Here is a 427-nt window from a genome sequence, read left to right as displayed (position 1 = left end):
TCCAGCATTATTTACCAAATAGTCTACGTGGTCATGATCTTTCAACACCTCTGCAACAAAGCGGTCACAGTCTTCCATGTTTGCGAAGTCACATTGATATGCGTGAACATCGCCACCAGCTTGCTCAAGCTCGTGCTTCACTTCATCAAGCGTTTCTTTTGTTCTCGCTGCAATACATGTAATCGCACCAGCTTCAGCCAACTTACGGGCTGTCGCCAACCCAATTCCTGAGGTGGCGCCTGTAATTACACAGACCTTTCCTTCCACCGTGCCTCGCAGGGTGCGATCTTTATATAGATCTGGATCGAGATTNCGCTCCCAGAAATCCCAAATCGGCGCGGATGATTTTTCAAGATTCTGACAATCTATCCGTAAACCTTTGAGCACACGCTCTGTTTCACGCGAATCAAACCTCGTAGGGTAATTG

General features: G+C 47.4%; 1 protein-coding gene. It reads right to left on the bottom strand.

Going from position 1 to position 427, the window contains the following annotated elements; translation table 11 throughout:
- Positions 1-427, bottom strand: a 427-nt coding sequence (locus A3750_RS04615; protein WP_156498397.1) for an SDR family NAD(P)-dependent oxidoreductase, incomplete at both ends; no start/stop codon positions are given.

Source organism: Oleiphilus sp. HI0079, from assembly GCF_001635105.1.
Note: the sequence above shows the minus strand (reverse complement) of the source record. Positions and strands in the feature narration are given on the sequence as shown.